This window comes from Arthrobacter sp. StoSoilB13 (assembly GCF_019977255.1).
Lineage (GTDB): Bacteria > Actinomycetota > Actinomycetes > Actinomycetales > Micrococcaceae > Arthrobacter.
The window spans coordinates 958,365-973,464 of sequence record NZ_AP024649.1 but is presented as its reverse complement, the minus strand read 5'-3'; the positions used below and the strand labels follow the sequence as shown (position 1 = coordinate 973,464).

The 15,100-nt window shown below is 63.0% G+C and carries 12 protein-coding genes and 2 pseudogenes; 3 read left to right on the top strand and 11 right to left on the bottom strand.

The features are described 5' to 3' along the window. Positions 1-74 precede the first annotated feature (74 nt). Positions 75-2,699, top strand: a complete 2,625-nt coding sequence (gene glgP / locus LDP01_RS23140) for an alpha-glucan family phosphorylase (protein WP_224094484.1) — start codon at positions 75-77, stop codon at positions 2,697-2,699. 136 nt (positions 2,700-2,835) lie between these two features. Here the strand turns inward: glgP and LDP01_RS23135 are convergent. From LDP01_RS23135 to glgX, 3 genes and pseudogenes are all read right to left on the bottom strand, one after another. Next, positions 2,836-3,196: pseudogene (locus LDP01_RS23135) on the bottom strand (barstar family protein). A gap of 6 nt (positions 3,197-3,202) precedes the next feature. Beyond that, on the bottom strand, positions 3,203-3,667 hold the full coding sequence (locus LDP01_RS23130) for a guanyl-specific ribonuclease (RefSeq protein ID WP_224094483.1): 465 nt from the start codon (positions 3,665-3,667) through the stop codon (positions 3,203-3,205). A gap of 10 nt (positions 3,668-3,677) precedes the next feature. Beyond that, positions 3,678-5,794: pseudogene (gene glgX / locus LDP01_RS23125) on the bottom strand (glycogen debranching protein GlgX). Positions 5,795-6,034: 240 nt separating this feature from the next. Here glgX and LDP01_RS23120 point away from each other — a divergent pair. Beyond that, positions 6,035-6,844, top strand: coding sequence for a carbon-nitrogen hydrolase family protein (locus LDP01_RS23120; protein ID WP_224094482.1), 810 nt, complete (start codon positions 6,035-6,037; stop codon positions 6,842-6,844). Between the two features lie 365 nt (positions 6,845-7,209). Here LDP01_RS23120 and rlmB read toward each other — a convergent pair whose 3' ends face one another. The 6 genes from rlmB to LDP01_RS23090 form a co-directional block, all read right to left on the bottom strand. Then, positions 7,210-8,199, bottom strand: coding sequence for a 23S rRNA (guanosine(2251)-2'-O)-methyltransferase RlmB (gene rlmB / locus LDP01_RS23115; RefSeq protein ID WP_224094480.1), 990 nt, complete (start codon positions 8,197-8,199; stop codon positions 7,210-7,212). 79 nt (positions 8,200-8,278) lie between these two features. Further along, positions 8,279-9,748: a cysteine--tRNA ligase gene (cysS, locus tag LDP01_RS23110; RefSeq protein ID WP_224094478.1), complete on the bottom strand. Its 1,470-nt coding sequence runs from the start codon at positions 9,746-9,748 to the stop codon at positions 8,279-8,281. A 35-nt stretch (positions 9,749-9,783) separates the two neighbouring features. Beyond that, entirely contained in the window at positions 9,784-10,140 is a 357-nt protein-coding gene (locus LDP01_RS23105; RefSeq protein ID WP_224094477.1) for a hypothetical protein, read from the bottom strand. Next, positions 10,133-10,696 (bottom strand): 2-C-methyl-D-erythritol 2,4-cyclodiphosphate synthase, encoded by a 564-nt coding sequence (gene ispF / locus LDP01_RS23100; RefSeq protein WP_224094476.1) that lies wholly within the window; start codon positions 10,694-10,696, stop codon positions 10,133-10,135. Before ispF ends, LDP01_RS23105 begins: the two co-directional genes overlap by 8 nt. Beyond that, positions 10,696-11,478 carry a 2-C-methyl-D-erythritol 4-phosphate cytidylyltransferase gene (ispD, locus tag LDP01_RS23095; protein ID WP_224094475.1) on the bottom strand — a complete coding sequence of 261 codons (783 nt, stop codon included), beginning with the start codon at positions 11,476-11,478 and terminating at the stop codon, positions 10,696-10,698. The genes ispF and ispD overlap by 1 nt, the downstream gene beginning before the upstream one ends. Before the next feature lie 66 nt (positions 11,479-11,544). Continuing rightward, the gene (locus LDP01_RS23090) at positions 11,545-12,027 is read right to left on the bottom strand and encodes a CarD family transcriptional regulator (protein WP_011690592.1); all 483 of its coding nucleotides are present in this window, start codon (positions 12,025-12,027) and stop codon (positions 11,545-11,547) included. Between the two features lie 293 nt (positions 12,028-12,320). On the opposite strand from LDP01_RS23090, the gene LDP01_RS23085 reads away from it, so the two are divergent. Further along, a complete protein-coding gene (locus LDP01_RS23085) occupies positions 12,321-12,872 on the top strand; it encodes a hypothetical protein (RefSeq protein WP_224095159.1) in 552 nt (183 codons plus the stop codon). A gap of 102 nt (positions 12,873-12,974) precedes the next feature. Here the strand turns inward: LDP01_RS23085 and LDP01_RS23080 are convergent, their stop codons facing one another. Then, positions 12,975-13,655 (bottom strand): winged helix-turn-helix domain-containing protein, encoded by a 681-nt coding sequence (locus tag LDP01_RS23080; protein ID WP_159704610.1) that lies wholly within the window; start codon positions 13,653-13,655, stop codon positions 12,975-12,977. 96 nt (positions 13,656-13,751) lie between these two features. Further along, positions 13,752-14,990: a sensor histidine kinase gene (locus LDP01_RS23075; protein WP_224095158.1), complete on the bottom strand. Its 1,239-nt coding sequence runs from the start codon at positions 14,988-14,990 to the stop codon at positions 13,752-13,754. Positions 14,991-15,100 lie beyond the last annotated feature (110 nt).

Here is a 15,100-nt window from a genome sequence, read left to right as displayed (position 1 = left end):
ACGCAAGATGACTTTTACCTAAAAGAAACCCAAACCAGTTCCGACTGCCATGTGAGTCCGTTAGTGTGGCGCTCGTGAAGGCAATTCGAAGATTTACTGTCCGTACCGTCCTCCCTGAGCCCATCCGGCCGTTGGCCCGCTTGGCGACTAACTTGCGCTGGTCCTGGCACCGGCCCACCAGGGAACTTTTTGCGAGCCTTAACCCGGCTCTCTGGGAGGCCGCGCAGCATGACCCCATCGCCCTCCTGGGGTCCATCAGCAGGGAGCAGCTGCAGGACCTCGCCAGCAACGGCGACGTCGTTAACCGGGTACAGGAAGCTGCGGCCGATCTGGACCGCTACCTCAGCGAGCCCCGCTGGTACCAGGGGCTTGGTGAAGAAGCTCCGGCCTGCATCGCCTACTTCTCGCCTGAATTCGGCATCACCGAGGTTCTGCCCCAGTACTCCGGTGGCCTGGGCATCCTTGCTGGTGACCACCTCAAAGCCGCCTCGGACCTCGGTGTCCCGCTGATCGGCGTCGGGCTCCTTTACCAGGCCGGCTACTTCAAACAGTCGCTGTCCCGTGACGCCTGGCAGCAGGAAACGTATCCGGTACTGGACCCGGACGGCCTGCCGCTGACTCTTCTGCGCCAGCCCTCCAAGGACGGCGTTCCCGGCAAGCCGGTGCACATTTCGCTTCCGCTTCCCAACGGCCGCGAGCTTCACGCGCATGTCTGGCGTGCCGACGTCGGACGCGTTCCGCTGCTGCTGCTCGACTCCAACGTCCCCTCCAACGACGAAGCCGCGCGCGGCATCACCGACCGCCTGTACGGCGGTGGCGGCGATCACCGGCTCCAGCAGGAACTGCTGCTGGGCATGGGCGGCGTCAAAGCCCTGCGCGTCTACCAGGAACTGACAGGTACGCCCGCACCGGAGGTCTTCCACACGAACGAAGGCCATGCAGGATTCCTGGGAATCGAACGCATTCAGGAAGCGATGTCTGACGCCAACGATCCCCTCACCTGGGACGAAGCCCTCGCAGCCGGGCGTGCATCCACCGTCTTCACCACGCACACCCCCGTCCCGGCAGGAATCGACCGTTTCGAGACCCTCCAGATCAAGCACTTCTTCGAAGCCGGGCTCGCCCCTGCAGTGCCCGTGGACCGGATCCTGGAACTCGGCCGGGAAAACTACGACGGCGGCAACCCCTCCGTGTTCAACATGGCAGTCATGGGCCTGCGCCTCGCGCAGCGTGCCAACGGCGTAGCCAAGCTGCACGGCGTGGTTTCGCGGGAAATGTTCTCCGGTCTCTGGCCCGGATTCGACCACTCCGAAATCCCCATAACCTCCGTGACCAACGGCGTCCACGTTCCCACCTGGGTAGACCCAAAGATATCCTCCCTGGCACGGCAGCAGTTCGGCGCAGAAGCCGAAGCCCTGGGCCGTTGGGACCTCGCCTACAACGTCAGCGACGAAGACGTCTGGGGGCTCCGCAAGGAACTGCGCACCCAACTCGTCGAAGACGTCCGGCGCAGGCTGCGCGCCTCATGGAAGACACGTGGTGCCGCCGACGCCGAGCTTGGCTGGACGGACAGCGTGCTGGATCCGGACGTCCTGACCATCGGCTTCGCCCGAAGGGTGCCCACATACAAGCGACTCACGCTGATGCTGCGCGACCCCGCGCGTCTGAAAGCCCTCCTGCTGGACCCCAAGCACCCCATCCAGCTGGTCATCGCAGGTAAATCGCACCCCGCTGACGACGCCGGCAAGAAAATGATCCAGGACCTTGTCCGGTTCACCGACGACCCCGAGGTTCGCCACCGGATCGTGTTCCTCCCGAACTACGACATCGCCATGGCCCGCACCCTCTTCCCCGGCTGCGACGTCTGGCTCAACAACCCGCTTCGGCCGCTTGAAGCCTGCGGCACATCCGGGATGAAGGCAGCCATCAACGGCTCGCTCAACCTCTCCGTCCTGGACGGCTGGTGGGACGAAATGTACGACGGCGAAAACGGGTGGGCGATCCCCACGGCCAACAACGGCGCATCCGCAGATGAGCGCGACGACATTGAAGCTTCCGCACTCTATGAGCTGCTGGAAACCCAAGTGGCACCGCGCTTCTACGGGACCACCGTGGCCCAAGGCGCCGGCGCAGCAGGACCCTCCGAATCCAGCCGCGAAACCGTGCCCACCCACTGGGTGTCCATGATCAAGCACACCCTGGCGAACCTGGGCCCGGCAGTCTCAGCCGAACGCATGCTGCACGACTACGTCAACAACCTGTACTGCCCCGCGGCAGTAGCCGGGCGTCGGGCCACCGCTGAATCGTTCAAGGAAGCCAAGGAACTCGCGGCCTGGACCTCCAAGGTCCGCAGCGCCTGGCCCGAGGTCGTCGTGGAACACGTCGACTCGGTGGGAGTGTCCGAAGAACCCCAGGTCGGCGACACCCTGCAGGTCAACGCATACGTGGCGCTCCACGACCTGACCCCCGACGACGTCTCCGTGGAGGTGGCGTTTGGCCGTGCCGAGGAATCCGATGAGCTTGAGGACATCGTCGTAGCGGAACTGGACTCCCTGGAGAACCTCGGCGGTGGACGCCACCTCTTCCACGGCGACCTGGTCATCAACCGCTCAGGGTCCTTCGGCTACACCGTCCGTGTGTTCCCGAAGCATTCGGCGCTGGCTTCCAAAGCTGAACTGGGGTTGATCGCGAACGCCTAGTCCGTAACCAGACGACATCCGCCGGATGTCAGTTGTCCTCCGCGTGCTGCTCCTTCGTCGCTTTGACGCACGCTTCCGGATAACTGGCATCCGGCTTTGTTGTTTAATTCGGCGAGGCGTTGCGACTTATGAAGTTTTAGTTTTCGAAGACCGCGATCACCGCGAGGTCGCGGCCTGCGTAGCGCTCGGCGTCTTGGAGGATCTCGCAGACCACGCCGAAGGAACGGTCCGTTCGGTAGGGCCGCCGGGACTTGCCAGATCATCGTGACGGGAGTGCCGTCGTCGTCGGACAGGGCGTCGGCAAAGTCATGCAGGGAGTCGTTGAGGGCGTCCAGGTTCACGCCGTAATACTCCGGGAAGTCCAGGACCTGGCCAAAGACCTCCAGGACGCCCGATTTTGTTGTCGCCGGCGGGACGAGGATGGTCCTGCGCCCGGCGTCTGCCACCTGCTCCTGAAGTTCTTCGATGGTCCAGGTGTCTGCGGAATAGATCTTCATGGGCTCCTACTTGCCTTCGACGATGAACTTGAACGAATCGTAATGGTCAGCGGTGTAGTACTTGGCCGTGTCCTTGCCAACAATGATTCGGCGAGCGCCGCGATCTGGCTCACCGGGTGTTGGGACCGTGTATTCCTTATAGAATCCGCTGGACTTCTTGGGCAGGAGTCCCTCGAAGTTACCGAAATTCACGCCATCCCTGTCATAGGGATAGGGCCCGCCTTTCGCAATCAGGGCAAGCGTCTGTTGCGCTTCCCTGGGAAGCTGCGAGGCGTTGATGGTGGGCAGCGCAGAGGGGTTTGCCACCGACGGCGGCGCTGACGCGGAGCCAGGCTCCGCCGTCGTGGTTTGCGTGCTTGACGTTTCCTGAGGGACGGTCAGCGGGCCGCCGCCCACCAATGCGACCACAAGCGCGACGACGGCAATCACCAGAGCTCCGAAGGCCAGCAGTTTGCTGCTGATCCGTTTCATGCAGGGGCTCCTAGGTGCGATAAACGTTGATGGTGTTGGCCTGCAGGATATCCCGCTCGCCCGACGCCACCAGCGCACCCTTCCGGCGTTCATGCAGCACCGACGTTGTGAACCGGAGTTCGAACATACGCTTGCCGATGCCGGTTTCGCTCAGGATCTCGGGAAGCACCATTTTTACGTCCTGGTTGCTGCCGTTCACCACGATCAGGCCCCGGATTTCGCTGTCCTCATGACCCATCAGGAGCTGAATGGAGCGGGCGTTGGGATCATTCCAACGCGCGGGCGTCATGCGCTTTCCCTTGTCGTCGAACCATTGCAGGCTGGAATCATTCGCGTGGGCGGGGAAGCTCTCGGGCTGGTGGCGCAGGAACCACCGGCGAAGCCTGACAAGCTCCCTGGTGGTCTGGAACATGGCGTTGGCTTCCTGGGTCCGGCTCCAGTCCAGCCATGCCGTGGGATTGTCCTGGCAGTACGCGTTGTTGTTCCCGTGCTGCGTTCGCCCGATCTCATCACCAGCGGTGATCATGGGGACGCCGATGGACAACAACAAGGTGGCCATCAGGTTCCGGACGGAGAGCGCCCGGGCGGCCACGATTTCTTCGTCCTCGCTACGGCCTTCGAAGCCATGGTTGTAGCTGCGGTTGTCTCCGTGGCCGTCGCGGTTCTGCTCACCGTTGGCCTCGTTGTGCTTTCGGTCGTAGCTCACCAAGTCCTTGAGCGTGAAGCCGTCGTGTGCCGTGATGAAATTGACCGAGGCCAGGCGCGTTCGGCCGGACGGCGCGAACAGGCTCGCCGAACCCGCCATCAGCTCAGCCAGCGACGCGACTGAGCCGCCTTGGCCGCCGGCCTCAATCGCGGCACGGTCCGACAGCCAGAAGCGCCGGACGCCGTCGCGGAAATGATCGTTCCAATCTGACCACCCCGGCGGGAACCGCCCTGTCTGCCAGCCGCCGTAACCCACGTCCCAAGGCTCGGCGATGAGCTTGACCTCCGACAGGACCGGATCCTCGGCAATGGCCTGCAGGAAGGGGTGGTTGGGGTCGAATTGGTTGCCCGCGTCCCGGCACATGGTCACGGCGAGGTCGAAGCGGAAGCCGTCCACGTGGAAGTCATTCACCCAGTACCTCAGGGAATCCAAGGCAAGGTCCACCACCACGGGATCACTGAAGTCCAGGGTGTTGCCGCAACCGGTGGTATCCAGATACCGTCCATGCGCATCGTGCCGGTAGAACCTCTTCTCCGCGAGGCCGCGGAAGCTCAGCGCAGGCCCCGTCCGGTCCGGCTTCCGCGGTGTGGTTGTAGACCACGTCCAGGATGACCTCGATGCCGGCGGCATGGAGCAACTTGATCATGCCCTTCAGCTCGTCCTGCACAGCGTGGGGACCCGCGTTCCGCGCAGCCTCTGTGGCGTAGTCGGAGTGAGGGGCAAAGTAGGCCGCGGTGTTGTATCCCCAATAGTTCGTCATGCCCAGGTCCTGGAGGTGTGACTCGTCCAGATGGAAGTGGATGGGCAGGAGTTCCACCGCAGTGATTCCAAGCTCAGTCAGGTGCTGGATCATCACTGGGTGTGCCATTCCGGCATAGGTGCCGCGGAGGTGTTCCGGGATGTCCGGGTGAAGCATCGTCTGGCCACGGACGTGGGCTTCGTAGATTACGGACGTACGCATCGGCGTCCGCGGCGGCGCATCATCGCCCCAGTCGAAATCCGTTGCCATGTGGACGCTCGTAAGGAACTCGCCCCGCTGATCCACGGCGCGACCATAGGGATCCAGCAACAGGGACTGTTCGTCGTCGTCGTCAACATCCAGTGCCGGTACCGACATCGGCAGCCCGCCCTCGGGTGGAGCAGCGCGGAATCCGTACCGCGTGCCCGGCGGCATGCCGCTGACGATGCCAAAGTGCACACCGTCCTCCAGATTGGGAAGGGTGTGAACCCGCCAACCATCACCGGGCGCTTGGTATGCGACCTCAACGCGTTCCAGGTCCGGAGCAAACACTGCGACGTTGACGTTGTCTGTCTGCTGCGTGACGGCATCAAAGAAATCGGGCTGGGGCTCGCTCAGTCCGAGGGGGCCTGGGGCGCGATGCATCCAGGGCGGCTGCTGGGTCCAAAATAGGCATAACCATTGCTTGCAAGTTTAGTTCCATACAGGATGAGTGCTGAGTTGGCCGCCCGTGTGACGGCGCCCACCACGTCAAATTTCCGGCACGTACCGGCCGCGGGGATCGTTCCGGGCCGCTCACGTGCTGGAACGCTCTGGACCGGGCAACAGCACACCCGTATCCCCTCCCCCGAATGTGTCGCCGCGGCTGTGTGTTGGCGGCAGCCTTGCCATACTGGGACTGGACAGAACTGGAGGTTCAATCGTGCGCGTTGCACTCGCTCAAGTCATCACCGGCCGGGACCTGGCTGACAATCTGCGGCTTTTGGAGGAGTACGCCCGCCGTGCCAAGGACGGGGGCGCTGAGCTTGTCGTTTTTCCCGAGGCAATGATGCGCGCGTTCGGCAACTCCCTGCTGGACATCGCCGAACCTCTCGACGGTCCCTGGGCGGGCCGGGTGCGCGAGCTGGCTGACGAACTTCAGCTGGTGATCGTGGCTGGCATGTTCACGCCTGGCTCAGCTTCGGATTCCGGCGCGCGCCGCGTGCGGAACACCCTCCTGGTCACAGGCCCCGGAGTAGAGACCAGCTACGACAAGATCCACCTCTTCGACGCGTTCGGCTTCGCTGAGTCGGACACGGTTGAGGCGGGAACAGACCCAGTGACGTTCGACGTCGGCGGCGTCACCTTTGGCTTGGCCACCTGCTACGACATCCGTTTCCCCGCGCTGTTCACTGCCAACGCGTTGCGCGGAGCCGTTGTAAACATCGTGGCGGCATCGTGGGGAGCCGGACCGGGAAAGGCCGATCAATGGCAGCTCCTGTCCCGCGCCCGGGCGGTCGACACCACGACGTTCGTGCTTGCCTGCGGCCAAGGAGATCCTGCTACGCAGGGTGTTGAGGTCAAGGGTGCCGCGCCCACGGGCGTCGGGTACTCCGCCGTCGTTTCCCCCTTTGGGCAGGTCGTGGAAGCGCTCGACGGCGAGCCCGGCCTCCTCTTCGCCGACCTCGACCCCGCCGTGGTGGAAGAAGCCCGTCAAAAGCTCCCGGTCCTGGCCAACCGCCGCGACTTCTGATCTTCTCTCACATCCAGCGGGCTTCTGGCCGATCTTCTCTCACATCCAGCGGGTTTTTGGCCGATCTTCTCTCACATCCAACGGGCTTTTGGCTGATCTTCTCTCACATCCCCTTTTCAAAGGGGACCGGACCGCCCGGGCCGGATGCCGCCGTCGTCGTCATTCCAGAAGACAGCAAACGCTCCCCCACCAGCATGAAGTGAGAGAGCGTTGGCCGAAAATGGGCAGGAAGTGAGAGAAGATCCGTCAAAAACCCGCGGGAAGTGAGAGAGCATCCAAGGGCGCCGCTGGAGCCATCCGGAAGCGTGCGTCAAAGCGACGGAGGAGCAGCCCTCGGAGGATGGCGCTTGCGGCGCCTTGGCGGATTAGCTTGCGCGCTGCCTCGAGACTTCGTACAGCGAGATGCCCACGGCCATTGACGCGTTGAGCGATTCCATGGCGGAGTCGATCGGAATCGAGACGATCTGGTCGCAGTTCTCGCGCACGAGACGGCTGAGGCCCTTGCCTTCGGACCCGACTACGATACAGACGGGCTCGGTTGCTACGGTGAGGTCGGGCAGCGAGACGTCACCGTCGCCGTCCAGGCCGAGCACGTAGATGCCCATGTTCTTGAACTGCTTGAGCGCGTTGTTGAGGTTCGACGCGCGGGCCACGGGTACGCGGACTGCGGCACCGGCGCTGGTCTTCCAAGCGGAGGCCGTGACGCCGACGGACCGGCGCTCGGGAACGATGACGCCGTGGCCGCTGAACGCGGAGACGGAACGGATGATCGCGCCGAGGTTGCGGGGATCGGTGATGCCGTCGAGTGCAACGAAGATCGGGGCGTTGGAGATGTGCCCCTTCTTCCACTTGGCGATGGTGGTCTCTGCGAGGTCGTAGGCGTCCTCGTACTCGTACGGCGGGATCTGCAGGACGAGTCCTTGGTGGACTGCGTCCTCGGTCATGCGGTCCAGTTCGGGCTTGCCGGTTTCCAGAAGCGGGATGCCGCGCTCTGCTGCAAGCTTGAGGGACTCTTTGACGCGGTCATCCATTTCGATGCGGATGGCAACATGCAGGGCCTTTGCAGGGATGCCGGCGCGCAGCGCTTCCACAACCGAGTTGCGGCCGGTGACCAGCTCTTCAGTTGCGCGGCCCTTGGGGCCGGAGCGGGCGCCGGTTCCCGGGCGTGCGGGACCGCGCTTGGCAGCTGAACGCTCGGAAAGCTGCTTGTTCTTGTACGCCTTGTGGTAGGTCCGGTCCTCGGCCTTGGGGGTGGGCCCCTTGCCTTCGAGGGCCTTGCGACCGTGGCCTCCGGTACCCGTGGAGGGGCCCTTCTTGCTCTTGCGGATTGCACCCGGGCGACCGTGGTTGGCCATTCTGTCCACCTTGCTTGAAATTAATGAGTCTGCATTCCAGTCTACTGACCCAATGCAATTCGGCGGTGGCGGCGGTTTGTCAGTCGCGTTTCAGGCTCCAGGTAGCGCCTTCCGCACCATCTTCGACGACGACTCCGGCGGCCGCGAGGGTGTCGCGGATGGCGTCGGACGCGGCCCAGTCCTTGTTGGCCCTGGCTGCAGCGCGGGCCTCAAGCTGAGCTTCCACCAAAATTTCCAGTGCCGCATGTTCGCGGCTCTGCACGGCCTCCGGTCGTTTCACGGCGTCCAGGCCAAGGACGTTTGTCATGGCGTGGACGCTGGAGAGAGCGTCTTTTACGGCGCCCAGGTCCCCGGCAGCCAGGGCTGTGTTGCCGGCCCGAACGGTCTCGTGCAGGACGCCGAGCGCCTGCGGGACGTTGAGGTCATCATCCATGGCCGCGATGAAGGCGGCCGGCATCGCGGCCTGCGCATCCTCGGCGTAGCTCTTCGGCTCACTGAGTTGCTGCCCCACCTTCGCGGCGGCTTTGGCGATAAAGCCATCAATGCGTTCGACGGCGGCCGCTGCTTCCTGCAGCGATGTGGGTCGATAGTCCAGTACGGATCGGTAGTGGGCCTGGCCAAGGTAGTACCGGACCACGCGGGGCGAGGCCAGGTCAAGCATCTCGGCAGGACTCACCGTATTGCCGATGGACTTGGACATCTTTTCGCCCTCGTAGGTGACCATGCCGTTGTGCATCCAGAAATTGGCGAATTCATCGCCTGCGGCCTGGGACTGGGCCATCTCGTTTTCGTGGTGCGGGAATCGGAGGTCCAATCCCCCACCATGGATGTCGAAGCGCGTGCCCAGGTATTTGGTGACCATGGCGGAGCATTCGAGGTGCCACCCTGGGCGTCCGGCTCCCCAGGGGGACTCCCATTTGGCAGTGACGGGTTCGCCGTCTTTGTAACCCTTCCACAGCGCGAAGTCGCGCGGATCCCTCTTGCCGCGAGGGTCGGCGTCGGGGGCGCCTTGCATGTCATCAATGTTCTGCCGCGTCAGCGATCCGTATTTGCTCCAGGAGCGCACGTCGAAGTACACGTCTCCGGAGTCGTCCAGGGCGGGGTAGGCATGGCCGCGGTCGATCAGCCGCTGGATCAGCGCATGCATTTCCGGGATGTGCCCGGTGGCTCGTGGCTCGTACGTTGGCCGCTGGACGCCGAGGGATTCGTAAGCGTTCTCGAATTCCTGCTCGTAGCGGTAAGCCAGAGCCCACCACTCCTCGTCCTTCCGCGCTGTCGGCTCGGCGGCCCAGTCGGGACCGAAGGATTGCTCGGACTTGGCCAGGATTTTGTCGTCGATGTCCGTGACGTTGCGCACTACCGTGACGCGGAGCCCACGGAATTCAAGCCAGCGCGTCAGTTGGTCAAACGCGATTGCGGACCTGACGTGCCCTACGTGTGGCATCCCCTGAACGGTAGCCCCGCAGTAGTACACGCTGGCCTTGCCATCTTCGAGGGGAACGAAGTCGCGGACTTCGGCGGAGGCGGTGTCATAGAAGCGCAGGGTCACCGCTCCAGATTAGCCGATGACGCGCCATGACTTGCCTACTTGCAGTACTCGCCGATTTTGTTGAAGTGCACGGTCAGCTGCTGTTGCTGTTCCTGCGTTGCCGCCCCGAGCGACGACGCCGCGGCTTTGTCCATGATGGCGGCCATCTCCTTGATGGGATCGCCAATTTCCGGAGCCAGCTTGTCTGCGATCTCGTGATAGTGGGCAGCGATCTGCTTGGACTGCTGCTGTTGGTTGCCATCGGGCTTGAAGGTGTCGTTGTTGAGGAACTCGCAACTGGCCTTCACATCCATCTTCGGTGTCCCTGCACAGCCCCCGAGCAGGAGCGCAGAAGTCACGGCCGCGGACAACAGCGCGGCGTAACGCACGACGCCGGAACGCACCTTAAGCATTCAGCCCACCTTCAGTGGAACCCGGCTGGATTGCTCCGTTGACGGGGTAAACGAGGGCGGTGGCAACCGCAGAAATTCCCTCGCCGCGGCCAGTAAATCCCAAGCCATCGCTGGTGGTGGCTGTGACGCTGACGGGCGCGTTTGCAGCTTCGCTCAGGACCTTTTGGGATTCTTCCCGGCGGGGGCCGAACTTGGGGCGGTTGGCTACGAACTGCACGGCGACATTGCCGATCTCGAACCCTGCGGCCCTGGCTATCCGTGCAGCCTCACCGAGCAGCTTGACCCCGGAGGCGCCGGCGAACTCGGGCCGGTCCGTTCCGAAGTGGGTGCCGAGGTCACCTATTCCACAGGCGGAAAACAGGGCGTCGGCAGCCGCGTGGGCGACGCAATCGCCGTCGGAATGTCCGGAGAGCCCCTGCTCGCCCTCCCAAAAGAGGCCACCCAACCAGAGCGGCCGGGGATCGTCCTGCGGCGCGAATGCGTGCACGTCGACGCCGATTCCGGTTCGGGGAAGTACCACGGTGCCGGCAAGGCCCGCAGCTTGCTGGCCGGCCATCAGCCTTCCACCCAGCGCATTCCAAGGGGGCCCTCGAGGAGGCCCTCGGCAATGATGAGATCCAGGGGCGTGGTGATCTTCAGCGACTGGCTGGCCCCGCGGACGGCGTGGACCGGAACGCCCAGAAGCTCAACGAGCATGGCGTCATCGGTGACTGCGGCGGCCTGTTTGTCATCGAAGAGCCCGGCGGCGTCGTGCGCGCGGCGCAACGTAGCGAGGTCGAAACCCTGGGGCGTCTGGACTGCCCTGAGCTGTTCACGGGGCGCTGTGCCAGTGACAACTTCCGGAGCGATGGAGGAGTCCGGGCCGTTGGTCTCAGCGACGGTCTTGATCGTGTCCACCACAGGCATGGCTGGAATGACGGCCTTGGCGCCGGAGGCCAAAGCATCGGCCACGCGCTGGAATACGCGCTCGGGGGTCAATGCGCGGGCTGCGTCATGGACCAGGACGGCTTCTGTCCCCTCTTCCAAAGCAGCCAAAGCGGCGCGGACGGAATCGGCACGGGTGGAGCCGCCGTCGACAACTGTCACCTCAGGGCCACCGTCTACCAGCTCAACCGTGAACGCGGCGATCAATTGGCGGAGTTCCGCATCCCCCTTGGGCACGGCGACACAGATCTGGCGTGCGACGTCGGCAGCGACGACGCCACGTAGGGCGTGCATCAGGATGGTTTCGCCGCCCAGCGGAACTTTGGCTTTGGGCATGCCGTAGCCGAGGCGCTCGCCCGAGCCGGCAGCCACCACGATTACCGCCGTAACAGCGCGCTTGGAAGGAATACTCATGGTGACAAGAGTACTTTGTGGCAAAAAGAAACCCGGCGGCGCTTTCGCACCACCGGGCATCAATTCTTAGGAAGCCAAGACTTCGTCGAGAACGCTTGCTGCCTTCTCTTCGTCTGTCTTCTCAGCCAGGGCCAGTTCTGAAATCAGAATCTGCCGCGCCTTGGCCAGCATGCGCTTCTCACCTGCGGAAAGGCCGCGATCGTGATCACGACGCCAAAGATCGCGAACGACCTCCGCCACCTTGATGACATCGCCCGAAGCAAGCTTCTCCAGGTTTGCCTTGTAACGACGTGACCAGTTGGTAGGCTCTTCAGTGAACTCGGCGCGGAGAACGTCAAATACGTGCTCCAAGCCTTCTTTGCCCACTACGTCCCGGACCCCAACAAGGTCAACGTTCTCTGCTGGAACTTCAATGGTCAGATCACCCTGAGCCACCTTGAGCTTGAGATACATCTTCTCTTCGCCCTTGATGGTGCGCATCTTGATTTCCTCAATTTTTGCTGCACCGTGGTGAGGGTAAACTACTGTCTCGCCGACCTCAAAAACCATGTGGACTTTCCCCTTTCCCGCAGACTAGTCTATCACGATTAAGGCATACGACTGGCACCCGACGGGCTGTCCAGCCGCGCCAATAAAGGGAAATAGGCCCCAAAGGGGCTCGCGATACCCCTTGACGCGAGCCAGGAAAGATGCTTCACGGAAGCAAGGAGCGCGTCGGATCTTCCCGGTCGCGTTCGCCACAATGCCTTCTCGAATCCTTATTTCGGCCGCTTTGCCGATAGGCTATGGCTGAAAAGTGTTCCAATGACTCTTGAGGAGTAGGTGTCGTGCGCATTACTGCGATGAACCCTGTCCAGCGCGGCAAGCTGGCAATTGCGGCGGCTGCAATCGGCGTCGGTCTTCTGTCCGTAACCGGCTGTGGCTTCGTCAACGCCCAGCAGACTTCCCACCAGTACTCAGCATCGGACGGGGTCAAAGCAGATCTCGGCCAGCTTGAGCTGCGCAACATGCTGATCGTCGCTTCAGGCGAGAACCAGCCGGGCCGCGTAATCGGCGCCGTGTTCAACAAGTCCAGCTCGGATGCCACCCTGACCATCAGTGGTGCCAATGGCGCCCAGACGGAAATCCCGGTCAAGGCCAACTCGGAGACGTACCTGAACGACGAAGCCGACGCCGCGGTCCTTAGCACCGCAGGCACCAGGCCCGGCGGACTGAGCCCGGTAACCATTCGCAGCGGGTCGGACTCCGCAACGATCAACGTTCCCGTGGTTGACGGCACGCTGCCGGAGTACAAGGAGTACCTGCCCTCCTCCAGTGCCTCGGCAACTCCGTCTTCCACTTCCACGGCAACGCCGACGCCGACGCACACCGAATCTGCAGCTGCCGGCCACTAGCAGGCTGCGCGCTGCAAGCAAAGACAATAAAGGAAGGGTTCCGCTGCGGCGGAACCCTTCCTTTGTCGTTGTCTGCTGGCCGAGGGTCAGCTGCTTGAAGCTTTACGGCTCGAACTTGTAGCCCAGTCCACGCACCGTCACCAAGTACCTTGGAGCGGACGGATCCGGCTCAATCTTGCTACGCAGTCGCTTTACGTGGACATCGAGCGTCTTGGTATCACCCACGTAATCTGAACCCCACACGCGGTCAATGAGCTGGCCCCGGGTGAGCACACGTCCGGAATTGCGCAGCAGCATTTCAAGGAGTTCAAATTCCTTCAACGGCAGTGACACCTGCTCGCCGTTGACGCTCACCACGTGGCGTTCGATATCCATCCGGACGGGTCCGGCCTGCACTGTGGAGGTGATCAGCTCTTCAGGCTCACCCTGCCTGCGGAGCACTGCGCGCACGCGCGCCACGAGTTCGCGGGAGGAGTATGGCTTGGTGACGTAATCGTCGGCACCCAACTCCAAGCCCACCACTTTGTCGATCTCCGAGTCCTTGGCGGTCAACATGATGACCGGCACGCTGGAACGTTGGCGCAGTTGACGGCACACTTCCGTCCCCGGTGTTCCGGGCAGTTGGAGATCCAGCAGGACGAGGTCGGCACCGTTCCGGTCGAATTCCACCAAGGCGTCGGTGCCGTTGTCCACTACCTCGACGTCGAAACCCTCTTTGCCCAATAAGTAGGACAGGGGGTCGCTGAAGGACTCTTCGTCCTCCACTATCAAAATCCTGCTCAAGCGCTGGCTCCTTGCTCTTGGGCGCCGCTGGCGCCCCCTTTGTTGATTAGCGTGACGGGTTGATTCGCGTGATGCGGTTAATTCGCATGATGCGGGTTAATTCGCGTGATGCGGTTGCTGAGTCGGGTGGTGGGGTCCGACGGCGGCACCCGCCGCTGGAAGTTCAGGAGACGGAGCCGCGGTGGCAGCGGACGCCGGGAGGCCGGCGTCGTCGTCCTGGCCTTCCATCTCGGGCAACCGGATGGTGAACGTTGAACCTTGACCAGGCTGGGACCACACTGTGACTTCGCCACCATGGTTGGACACAACGTGCTTGACGATGCTGAGGCCCAGGCCGGTGCCACCGGTATGCCGGGAGCGGGCAGCGTCCACCCGGTAGAAGCGTTCGAAGACCCGTTCCTGGTCCTCGGGGGTCAGGCCCTCGCCCTGGTCCGTGACTGAAATAGCGACGACGCCCTCCCGGGTCCGGACTCCGACGCCTACGCGGGTGTTCTCCGGCGAGTAGCGGATGGCGTTGTCGATCAGGTTGCGCAGGGCGGTGACCAGCAGGTCCCTGTCACCGAACACCAGGGAGTCTGAATGGCCACCCACAACAATTTGGATGTTCTTACTCTCGGCCGGGAGCTGCGAGCGGTCCACTGCCTCGGTAATCACAGTGTTGATGTCCACCGTGTGCCCTTGCTGGGCAACATTTGCGCCCTGAAGCCGGGAAAGCTCAATGATGTCCTGGACCAGCGCTGCGAGGCGTCCGGATTCCTTATGCATGCGTTTAGCGAAGCGGCGCACGGCTTCTTCGTCGTCAGGCGAGGCTTCCAATGCCTCGGCCAGGAGCGAAATAGCGCCCACTGGCGTCTTGAGTTCGTGGGAAACGTTGGCCACGAAGTCGTTGCGGATCTCCTCGGTGCGGGTGATCTCGGTTCGGTCGTCGGCGAGCAGCAGGATGTACTCCCACCCGAGCATGGCTGCCCGCACCTGGACCACGATGGTGCCCTTGCCGAGGGGCCCCCGGGGAAGTTCGTATTGTTGCTCCAGAATCACGCCATCGCGGCGGACCTTTGCGGTCATGTCCAGGAGCTGCTTATGAACCACCGTGTGGCCGCGAACCAGGCCGTAGGCGTACGCTGCCGGACTCGCGCGGACCACGCCATCTATCGCATCGACCACCACAAACGCGCGCCCGACGACGGCAAGCACTTCCGCTGCACCTTCCGGAAGCAGGGGTTCGGTAACATCGAGGTCCACGATCCTGCGTTGCCGCTCGCTGATCCTGAAAGCGAGCATGCCAAAGACGCCCAGTGACAGGCCAACCAGGCCTGCAACGACACCTATAAGCAACGGATCCACATGTCCAGCTTATGCTCTGGAATCACGCCAAAGTGTTGATCCGGTGCCAAACGCGGGCGGTTCAACTAACGTTCATCTAAAGGTGCGCAACCGTTCACTGG